This window comes from Methylopila musalis, assembly GCF_042679725.1.
Lineage (GTDB): Bacteria > Pseudomonadota > Alphaproteobacteria > Rhizobiales > Methylopilaceae > Methylopila > Methylopila musalis.
This window is the reverse complement of record NZ_JBHTMX010000104.1, coordinates 1-10009: the sequence shown is the minus strand read 5'-3', so window position 1 is coordinate 10009 and position 10009 is coordinate 1. Positions and strand designations below refer to the sequence as shown.

Genomic DNA, 10009 nt, shown 5'->3' with positions numbered 1-10009 from the left:
CGGGCGGGCGAGACCTCCGCCTGCGGCTCCGCGATCCGCCGCGACTGGACCGCGCCCTCGACCGCCGACGCGCTGACCCGGCTCGACCGCGCCGGCGCGGTCACGCTCGGGCGCCTCGCCATGTCCGAGTTCGCCGTGGGCCCGATCGGCCTGAACGCGCACAACGGCCCGACCCGCAACCCGTGGAACCCGGCCCATGTCAGCGGCGGATCCTCCAGCGGGCCAGCGGCGGCGGTGGCGGCCCGGACGGCCTTCGGCGCGCTCGGCTCCGACACCGGCGCGTCGATCCGCGTGCCCTCCGCCGCGTGCGGGGTCGTCGGCCTGAAACCCTCGCCGGGGCTCATCAGCACGGCGGGGAGCATGCCGCTGTCGTCGAGCCTCGACGTCGTCGGCCCCATCGCCCGGCGCGTGGGCGACGTGGCGCTGCTCACCGCCGTGCTCGCGCGCCCGGTCGATCCCGACCTGGCGTCGCCGGCGCATCCGGCCTTTCTGGACGCGGCGTTCGCGCCGGTGGAGCCGCCGCGCGGGCTGCGGCTCGGCGTCCCCCGCGGCTTCTTCCGCGACGGCCTCGCCCCCGACGTATCCGAACGGTTCGAGGCGGCGGCGGCGGCCTTCCGCGATCTCGGCGTCACCCTCGTGGACGTGGACGACGCCGCCTTCGCCGAGGCCGGACCGCTTTACGGCGCGATCCTCGGGGCGGAGGCGGCCTCGACCCATGCGCGGCTGTTGCGCGCCGAGGCCGACGCCTATTCGCCGCAGGTCCGGGCGCGGCTGCTGGCCGGGCTCGGCGTCGAGCCCGCGGCCTATGCGGCGGCGCTGGCGCGGCGGGCCCCGCTGCTGGTCGCGGCGCTCTCGGACGTGTTCGCCCGCGCCGACCTGCTGCTCGCGCCCGTGCTGCGCGATCCGGTCCCCACCATCGCGGAGGTGGACGTGGGCGACGGGCCGCGCATGGCCGAGGTCGTGGCCGGTTTCCTGCGGCTGACGAATCCCATGAACGTGCTCGGCCTGCCGGCGCTGTCGCTTCCCGCCGGCTTCACCTCGAACGGGCTGCCCTGCGGGGTGCAGCTCGTCGGGCCGCCCATGAGCGACATCCTGCTTCTGAAGACCGGCCGCGCCTATGAGCGCGCCGTGGGCTGGACGTCGCTCCAGCCCACGGCGCCGGCCCCCGCCCCCGCGGCGCCCCCTCACGAGAGCCTTGTGTCCCGATGACCTACAGGATCTCCGTCGACACCGGCGGAACGTTCACCGACGTGGTGGTCGCCCATGCGGGCGGCGTCGTGATCGGCAAGGCGCTGACCACACACGACCGCATCTTCCGGGGCGTGGCCGCCGCCATCGCCATCGCCGCGGAGCAGCTGGAGACGACGGCCGACGCCCTGCTGCGGGCCACGAGCGTGTTCATCTACGGCACCACGCGCGCGATCAACGCGGTCGTGACCAAGAAGACCGCCCGCACCGCGTTCCTGACCACCGAAGGCTTCCCCGACATCCTGCTGTTCCGGGAAGGCGGCAAGACCAATCCGAGCGACTTCTCCCAGAACTTCCCCGAGCCCTACATCCCGCGCCGCCACACCTTCGAGATCGCCGAGCGCGTCTCGGCCGACGGCTCGGTCTTCACCCCGCTCGACGAGGCGCAGGCCCGCGCGACGCTGACCCGTCTCCGGGAGCAGGCGTTCGAGGCGGTGGCCGTCAGCCTGATCTGGTCGATCTCCAACCCGGTCCACGAGTTGCGGCTCGGGGAGCTGATCGAGGAGATCCTGCCCGGCGTTCCCTACACGCTGTCGCACCAGCTGCTGCCGATCATGCGCGAGTACCGGCGCGCTTCAGCCACCGTCATAGACGCCTCGCTCAAGCCGTTGATGCAGCGGCATTTCCGCGAGATGGAGCTTGATCTGCGCGAGGCCGGCTACGCCGGCGAGCTGCTGATCAGCACCTCAATCGGCGGCAGCATGAGCGTGGCGGAGGTGGCGGAGCGGCCGATCCATGCGCTGAAGTCCGGCCCGGCCATGGCGCCGGTGGCCGCGCTCTCCTATGCGCGGTCGGAGACGCTGAACCGCAACATCATCGTCGCCGACACCGGCGGCACTACCTTCGACGTCGGCCTCGTGCGCGACGGCGAGCTGGTCCACACCCGCGACACCTGGCTCGGCGGCCGCTTCGTGGGCGAACTCATCAGCATGTCGGCCGTGGACGTGCGCAGCATCGGCGCGGGCGGCGGCTCGATCGCCTGGATCGACGGCGGCGGCCTGCTGCGGGTCGGCCCCCAGAGCGCCGGCTCCGTGCCCGGCCCCGCGAGCTACGGCCTCGGCGGGGAGCAGCCGACCGTCACCGACGCCGCCGTGGTGCTCGGCTACATCGACCCGGAGTTCTTCGTCGGCGGCCGCCTGACGCTCGACGTGGCCGCGGCCGAACGGGTGATCGGCGCGCTGGCGGAGCGCCTCGGCCGCCCGGCGCAGGACGCCGCCTTCGCCGTGCTCCAGGTCGCCAACGAGATGATGATCAAGGCGATCGGCGAGCTGACGGTGAGCGAAGGGCTGAACCCGGCGGAAAGCCTGCTGGTGGCGGGCGGCGGCGCGGCCGGGCTCAACATCCTGCCGATCGCGCGCGAACTCGGCTGCGCGGCGGTGCTGGCCCCGAAGACCGCAAGCGCGCTCAGCGCCTACGGCATGCAGGTGTCCGACATCTCGACCGAACATTCCGGCACCCTGCTCACCCGCGCCCGGCGCTTCGACCTTGCGGGGGTCGCCGCAACGCTCACGCGGATCGACGACGAACTCGACCGCTTCGTCTCGGCGCTGCCGGGCGTCCGGCCCGAGCAGGTGCGCAAAAGCTACTTCGTGGAGGCGCGCTACCAGTCGCAGGTCTGGGAGCTTGAAACGGAGCTTCCGTCCCGGACCATCGCGGGCGCCGAGGACGTCGCCGCCCTGGCCGAGGCGTTCCACGCCACCCATGAGCGCGTCTACGCCGTGCGCGACCCCGGCAGCGACGTGGAGTTCGTGAACTGGAAGGGCCGCGTCGCGGTGAAGGTCGCGCCGGAGCCAACCCCGCTCGACGCGGCCCCGCCCTCGGGCCCCGCGGCCGCGACGCGGTTCCGTTCCGCCTTCTTCGGCGGCGCCGGCCCGGAGCGGACGCCGGTCCATCGCGGGTCGGAGATCCGGCCCGGCGAGACGGTGGCCGGCCCCGCCATCATCGAGGAGCCGACGACGACCATCGTGGTCTATCCGGGCTGGACCGCGCGCGTCAGCGCCGCCGGCCATTTCATCATCGAGACCGTGTGAGGACGCGCCCATGACGACCGAGGCTTCCGCCCCCCGCGCCGTGCTCGACCCCGTGCTCACCACCATCATGAGCAACCGGCTCGACGGCATCGTGCGCGAGATGACCAACACGCTGCTGCGCTCGGCCCGCTCGGCCGTCATCAGCAGCGCGCGCGACTTCTCCTGCGGCATCGTCACCGCCGACAACCAGATCCTCGCCTCGGCCGAGGGGCTGCCGGTCCACATCTTCGGCATGAACGTGCAGACCGCCGCCATCGCCCGGCACCACCCGGACTACGCCGACGGCGACGCCTATCTCGACAACGACCCCTATGGCGGCAACACCCACGCCGCCGACCACACCTTCATGGTTCCGGTGTTCTTCGAGGGCGAGCACCTCTTCACCGTCTGCGCCAAGGCCCATCAGGCCGACATCGGCAACGGCGTGCCCTCGAGCTACAACGCCGCCGCCCGCGACGTGTACCACGAGGGCGCGCTCATCTTCCCCTGCGTCCGCATCCAGCGGAACCGCGAGACCATCCAGGACATCGTCCGCATCTGCCGGGCGCGCATCCGCGTGCCGGACCAGTGGTACGGCGACTTCCTCGCCGGCCTCGGCGCGGCCCGCATCGGCGAGCGGCGGCTGAAGGAGTTCTGCGCCAAATACGGGCGCGAGACCGTGCGCCAGTTCATCCGCGACTGGTTCAACTATTCCGAACAGCGCATGATCCAGGGCGTCGCGAAGCTGCCGAAGGGGCGGCTGACGCGGGAGGGCCAGTCCGATCCGATCGAGGGCCTTCTGCCGGAGGGCCTGAAGCTCAAGGTCACAATCGACATCGACCCGGAGGCGGGCGCGATCGCCGTCGACCTGACCGACAACCCCGACAGCATCGACTGCGGGCTTAACGTGTCGGAGGCCTCGGCGATCAGCAGCGTGCTCGGCGGCATCTTCAACGTGCTGGACAACGACATCCCGAAGAACCAGGGCTCGTTCCGGCGCGTCACCGTCAAGCTCCGCGACAACTGCGCCGTGGGCCGGCCCGCCTTCCCGCACAGCTGCTCCGTCTCCACCACCAACATCGCGGAGCGGCTGGTGAACGTGGTGCAGTCGGCCTTCGCCGAACTCGGCGACGGTTTCGGCATGGCCGAGGGCGGCACGGGGCTCGGCGCGGGCATGTCGGTGATCTCGGGCCGGGACGCCCGCCGCGACGGCGCGCCGTTCGTGAACCGCATGATGCTCTCCACCAACGGCGGCCCGGCGAGCCCGACCGCGGACGGCTGGGTGAACTACGGCTTCCCGATCATCTCCGGGCTGATGTACCGCGACAGCGTGGAGGTGGACGAGGTGAAGCTCCCGATCCACGTCTACGCCCTGCGCATGGCGGCGGAGACCGCCGGCGCCGGCCGCACGCGCGGCGCGCCGGCGCAGGAGATCGTCTACGGCCCGGTCGGCCATCCGCTGACCATCGTCATCCCCTGCGACGGCCAGTTCGCGCCGCCCCGCGGCGTCCATGGCGGCCATGACGGCGAGCCGGGCGTGACCTACCTTATCGACCATGACGGAACGGCGAAGCGCCTGCCGAACGTCGTTACGCTGCAGGTGTCGCCCGGACAGAAGATCCGCGGCGTCGACAGCAGCGGCGGCGGCTATGGCGATCCGCACGAACGGGACCCGGCGCGGGTGCTGCACGACGTGGCCGAGGGCTGGGAGAGCGAGGCCCGCGCCCGCGACCTCTACGGCGTCGCGCTGCGGCGCGGGGCCGACGGAACGCTTGCGGTCGACGACGGAGAGACCGCGCGCCTGCGATGGGCCTCGGCGAAGGCCTGAGGGGGCTATTCGAGAACGCCGCTCTCCGTCATGCCCGAACCTGTCTCGGGCATCCACGACTTGGAGCGCTGAAGCCGCGGCCCGGCGGACGTCGTGGATGCCCGCGCGTTCCGCGCGGGCATGACGTGGGCTAGTTCAATGCGCCGCGGATACGTCCGAGCGGACGACAAGACAGGGACACAGGGAGGCGACCATGAGCCACGATCACCCGCACGACCATGACCATCCGCACGACCACGATCGGGCGCAGTGGAAGCATGACGGCGTCCGCGTCATCAAGGGCGACCAGCTCGACAGCAACACGGCGCAGACGCCGGGCATGTTCCGGCAGGCCGCCATCAATCACGCGCGGGTCGGCGCCCAGAAGATCTGGGCCGGCACGGTCTCGATCGCGCCCAACGCCAAGACCGGCGTGCACCATCACGGCGAGCTCGAAAGCGTCATCTTCATCGTGCGCGGCCACGCCCGCATGCGCTGGGGCGACCGGCTGGAGTTCGTCGCGGAGGCCGGCCCCGGCGACTTCATCTATGTGCCGCCCTTCGTGCCGCATCAGGAGATCAACGCCGATCCCGACAACACGCTCGAATGCGTGCTGGTGCGCTCGGACAACGAGGCGGTGGTGGTGAACATCACCGACGTCGATCCGGTGGAGGCTCCGGAGGCGGTGTACTGGACCGATCCAATCCACCGCGCCCCGGAGTGACCGGGGCTCTAAGCCCTCACCGGCGCGGCAGGATCAGCCAGACGAGACCTGTGGCGACCAGCGCCAGCCCGATCCACGATCCGAGCGCGAGACCCGCGAGCGGCGGCCCGAGCGTGAGCAGGCTCGGCGCGAGCCCGAGCGCGAAGGCGGCGGTCACGATCGCCACCGCGACGCGGATCGCGGCCCAGCGGATGTCCTCGCTCAGGCGCTCCAGCCCCTGAAGCTCGATCCGGGCCTCGATCCGGCCCTGCCGCAGCCGCGTGTTCAGAAGCCGGAACAGGCCGGGCAGGTCCCGCAGCAGCGACGCCACGTCCATGGACAGCGCCTTGCCCTGCCGCGCGAGAGCGGCGGGGCTCCACATGCGCTGCATCTGCGCGCGCACGATCGGCGTCGCGACGCGGATGGCGTCGAACTCGGGGTCGAGGCCGCGCATCACGCCGTCCGCGGTGATCAGCGCCTTGAACAGCAGCGTCAGGTCGGGCGGCAGCGTCAGCCCGTTTTCGCGGGCGAGCGCCGTGATGTCCGACACCGCCGCGCCGAGCCGCAACGGCGGCGCGCCATGGCGGGCCACGAACAGGTCGCAGCCGGCTTCGAGCCGCGACAGGTCGCTGTTCGGCTCCCCCGCCCAGTCCATCAGCAGCAGGGCGATGCGGCCGCCGTCCTGATCGACGATGCCGGCGAGCAGCGACAGCAGCTCCTCGCGCCGCCGCGCGCCGAGCCGCCCGACCATTCCGAAATCGATGAAGGCGACGCCGTTGTCCGGCAGCGCCCGGAGATTGCCGGGATGCGGATCGGCGTGGAACACGCCGTCCACCAGCGCCATGTGCAGGAAGGCGCCCGCGCCCCGCTCCGCCAGCACGCGGCCGTCGAGCCCCTGCGCGCGCAGCGCCGCGGCGTCGTTCGGCGCCACGCCGTCGATGAACTCCTGCACCAGCAGGGTCTCGGACGAGAAGGCGCGCCAGATCTTCGGCAGCCGCACGCCCGGCCGGTCTGCGAGATTCGCCGCGATCAGGTCGTTGTTGCGCCCTTCCGCCGCGAGATCGAGCTCCTCGGCCATGGCGGCGGAGAGGTTGCGCACGATCTCGCGCGGCCGGAACCGGGCGATGTCCGGCCACCGGGCCTGCGCCAGCTCCGTGAGGTGGGCGAGCAGCCGCATGTCCGCCTCGATGCGCGGGCGCAGGTTGGGCCGCCGCACCTTGACCACGACCTCGTCGCCGCCGGAAAGCCGCGCCCGGTGCACCTGCGCGATGGAGCCCGCGGCGAGCGGCTCCGGGTCGATGTGGGCGAACACGTCCTCCGGCGCCTCGCCGAGCGCCTCGGTCATCTCGGCGCGCACGACGTCCCACGGCAGCGGCCGCACCCGGCTCTGCAGCTTTTCGAGCGCGTCGGTCCATTCGGGGCCGAGCAGGTCCGAGCGGGTGGACAGGATCTGGCCGAGCTTGGTGAAGGTCGGCCCCAGCTCATCGAGCAGGCCGCGCAGACGCTCCGGCGCGGTCTCGTCGTGCGACGCCCCTTGCGCCGCCGCCCGGCCGATCCGCAGACGCGCGAAAATGTCCATGACGCCGTAGCGCAGCGCGATGGCGCTGATCTCGGCCAGCCGCTTGCGGTCGCGCATGGCGACGAGGCTCGTTTCCAGAAGGCTCACGACGCTCCCCACAGCCACCGGGCGATCAGCCACAGAACCCCGATCCAGATCGCGACCAGCACGGCGAGCGCGACGGCGGCGACCAGCAGCGGGCGCTTCAGCCAGCGCGCCGTCCAGACGTCGGCCTTATGCCCGGCGCGAAGCCGCACGTTTTCCGGCAGGCGCCGCGCCACCAGCGCCGTGATCCAGGGCACGATGACCAGATCGTCCACCACGCCGAACACCGGCGTCGTGATCGGGATGAGGTCGATCGGGCTGAGCAGGTAGAGCGCGGCCGCGAGGCTCGCGATCCGCAAGCCCCACGGCGTGTCGGGATCGCGGACCGCATAGGCCAGCAGCACCGCCTCGCGCCGGAACCGCAGGAACCTCTGTCTCAGCCAACGCAGCACGCGGTCGCCTCTCGCTCGACGCGCTCACGACGCGCGTCCCTCGGGCGACGGGCGGAAACACCGACGCCGCAGGGCGCATATAGGGGCTCACCTCCCCGGCGGCAGGGCGCCATACGCGCCCTTCGCGTTTCGCAACTCTCGGTCCGCGCAGGTTCGCTCCCCGGTCAGACGCCGTTGCGCTGGAGGAAATCGCGGATGCGGACGGCGATCTCGGCGGCGTGGGTTTCGAGCGCGAAATGGCCGGCGTCGATCAGATGGATCTCGGCCTTCGGCAGATCGCGCGCATAGGCCTTGGCGCCGGGCGGGATGAAGAACGCATCGTGGCGGCCCCAGACCGCGAGCAGCGGCGGCTGATGCTTACGGAAATAGGCCTGAAACTCCGGGTAGCGCTCCACATTGGTGCGGTAGCTCAGGATCAGGTCGAGCTGGATCTCCTGCGCCTCCGGGCGCCGCATGTAATGCATGTCGAGCGTGTAGCCGTCCGGCGAGACGCGATCCTCGGCCGCGCCGTGCCGGTACTGGAACAGGATCGCCTCGTCGGTCAGCGACGCGCGGCAGGCCTCGCGGTTTGCGGCGCTCGGGTCGCGCCAGTAGGCCTCCCACGGGCCCCACTCCGTGCTGAAGCCTTCTGTGTAGGCGTTGCCGTTCTGGCTGATGATGGCGGTGACGCGCTCAGGATGGGCCATGGCGAGCCGGAACCCGGTCGGCGCGCCGTAGTCGAACACGTAGAGCGCGTAGCGCGTCAGCCCGAGGGCGTCGACAAAGCCTTCCACCACCTCGGCGAGCGCGTCGAAACTGTAGGTGAAGCGCCCCCGCGGCGGCGCGACCGTGCGGCCGAAGCCGGCGAGGTCGGGCGCGATCACCCGGTAACGGTCCGCCAGCAGCGGAATGAGGTCGCGGAACATGTGGCCGGCGGTGGGAAAGCCGTGCAGCAGCAGGAGCACGGGCGCGTCGGGCCGGCCGGCCTCGCGGTAGAACACCGTCACGTCGCCGACCTTCCGGCTCCCGAACCGCAGCTTCGCGTCCGCGCCCGCGCCGGCAGGCGTCGCCTGCGCCTGGCCCGCGAGGGCCGTCGAGGCCGCGAGGCCCCCAAGCCCCAGACCTGCGATCACCGATCGCCGTTCAAATCCATCCTGCGTCGTCGTCATGGCGTGGCCTTTCCCGTTCGCCTCAGTGTCTGGCCATCAACCTATGGCTTGCAGAACGACGCATAAGACCGGCAACGTGAAGTCTGAGATTTCAGATTGGACAATCATGGACCGGCTGGACGCCATGGCGATGTTCGTCGCCACCGTCGACGAGGGCTCGCTGGCGGGCGCCGCCCGCAGACTCGCGGTCTCGCCCGCCAAGGTGACGCGCGCGCTTCAGATGCTGGAGGAGCGGCTGGGCGAGCGGCTGATCCACCGCAGCGCGCGCCGGCTGCGCCTGACCGAGGCGGGGGAGCGCAGCCTCTCGACCTATCGCGCGGTGCTGGCGGAGCTCGACCAGACGGAGGGCGGCGGCGCGGGCGACCGGATCGACGGGCTGGTGGCCGTGACGGCGCCGGAGCTGTTCGGGCGGCGGCATGTTGTGCCGGCGATCGGCGCCTTTCTGGCCGCGCATCCGGCGGCCCGCGCCCGGGCGCTGCTGCTCAACCGGGTGGTGGACCTCGTGGACGAGGGCGTCGACGTCGCGGTCCGGCTCGCGCCGCTGCCGGATTCCGGGATCGTGGCGACGAAGCTCGGCGAAGTCCGCCAGCTGGTCTGCGCCTCGCCCGACTACATCGCTCGCGCCGGCGCGCCCGAGACGGCGCAGGACCTCGAACGCCACGCATGCCTCGGGGACGTGGAGAGCGAGGCCGGCGCGCTCTGGCGCTTCGCGGAGCCAGCGGCGCGGCGCGGGCGGCGGTTCTCGGTGACGGTCCGGCCGCGCCTCGCGGTGAATTCGGCGGGCGCGGCGATCGACGCGGCGGTGGCCGGGCACGGCGTCTGCTACGCGCTGTCCTATCAGGTGGCCGAGCACATCGCCGCCGGCCGCCTGCGCGCGCTGCTCGCCCCGTTCGAGCCGGAGCCGATCCCGGTCAGCCTCGTGTTCCACCCGGTGCCGCGCCGCAACGTGACGCTGCGGGCGTTCATCGACCACGTGGCGCCCCGCCTGCGGGACGACCTCGCGGCCGTCGCGCGCCGCATCGGCCCGCCCCGCGCCACG

General features: G+C 72.1%; 8 protein-coding genes. 5 read left to right on the top strand and 3 right to left on the bottom strand.

All coding sequences use genetic code 11. The annotated features are described in order from the left end of the window. From ACFQ4O_RS11465 to ACFQ4O_RS11450, 4 genes are all read left to right on the top strand, one after another. Positions 1-1209: amidase (locus ACFQ4O_RS11465; protein WP_378775826.1), on the top strand; the 1209-nt coding region annotated here is incomplete at its 5' end. After that, positions 1206-3278 (top strand): hydantoinase/oxoprolinase family protein, encoded by a 2073-nt coding sequence (locus ACFQ4O_RS11460; RefSeq protein WP_378775825.1) that lies wholly within the window; start codon positions 1206-1208, stop codon positions 3276-3278. The genes ACFQ4O_RS11465 and ACFQ4O_RS11460, both read left to right, overlap by 4 nt. A gap of 10 nt (positions 3279-3288) precedes the next feature. Further along, a complete protein-coding gene (locus tag ACFQ4O_RS11455; RefSeq protein WP_378775824.1) occupies positions 3289-5085 on the top strand; it encodes a hydantoinase B/oxoprolinase family protein in 1797 nt (598 codons plus the stop codon). A gap of 193 nt (positions 5086-5278) precedes the next feature. Further along, the gene (locus ACFQ4O_RS11450) at positions 5279-5788 is read left to right on the top strand and encodes a cupin domain-containing protein (protein WP_378775823.1); all 510 of its coding nucleotides are present in this window, start codon (positions 5279-5281) and stop codon (positions 5786-5788) included. Between the two features lie 16 nt (positions 5789-5804). Here the strand turns inward: ACFQ4O_RS11450 and ACFQ4O_RS11445 are convergent, their stop codons facing one another. The 3 genes from ACFQ4O_RS11445 to ACFQ4O_RS11435 all read right to left on the bottom strand — a co-directional run bounded on the left by ACFQ4O_RS11445 (position 5805) and on the right by ACFQ4O_RS11435 (position 8970). Continuing rightward, positions 5805-7433, bottom strand: coding sequence for an ABC1 kinase family protein (locus ACFQ4O_RS11445; protein ID WP_378775822.1), 1629 nt, complete (start codon positions 7431-7433; stop codon positions 5805-5807). Beyond that, the gene (locus tag ACFQ4O_RS11440; RefSeq protein ID WP_378775821.1) at positions 7430-7822 is read right to left on the bottom strand and encodes a YkvA family protein; all 393 of its coding nucleotides are present in this window, start codon (positions 7820-7822) and stop codon (positions 7430-7432) included. The genes ACFQ4O_RS11445 and ACFQ4O_RS11440 overlap by 4 nt, the downstream gene beginning before the upstream one ends. Positions 7823-7986: 164 nt before the next feature. Next, positions 7987-8970: an alpha/beta fold hydrolase gene (locus tag ACFQ4O_RS11435; RefSeq protein WP_378775820.1), complete on the bottom strand. Its 984-nt coding sequence runs from the start codon at positions 8968-8970 to the stop codon at positions 7987-7989. 106 nt (positions 8971-9076) lie between these two features. Between ACFQ4O_RS11435 and ACFQ4O_RS11430 the strand changes: the two genes are divergently transcribed. After that, positions 9077-10009: LysR family transcriptional regulator (locus tag ACFQ4O_RS11430; protein ID WP_378775819.1), on the top strand; the 933-nt coding region annotated here is incomplete at its 3' end.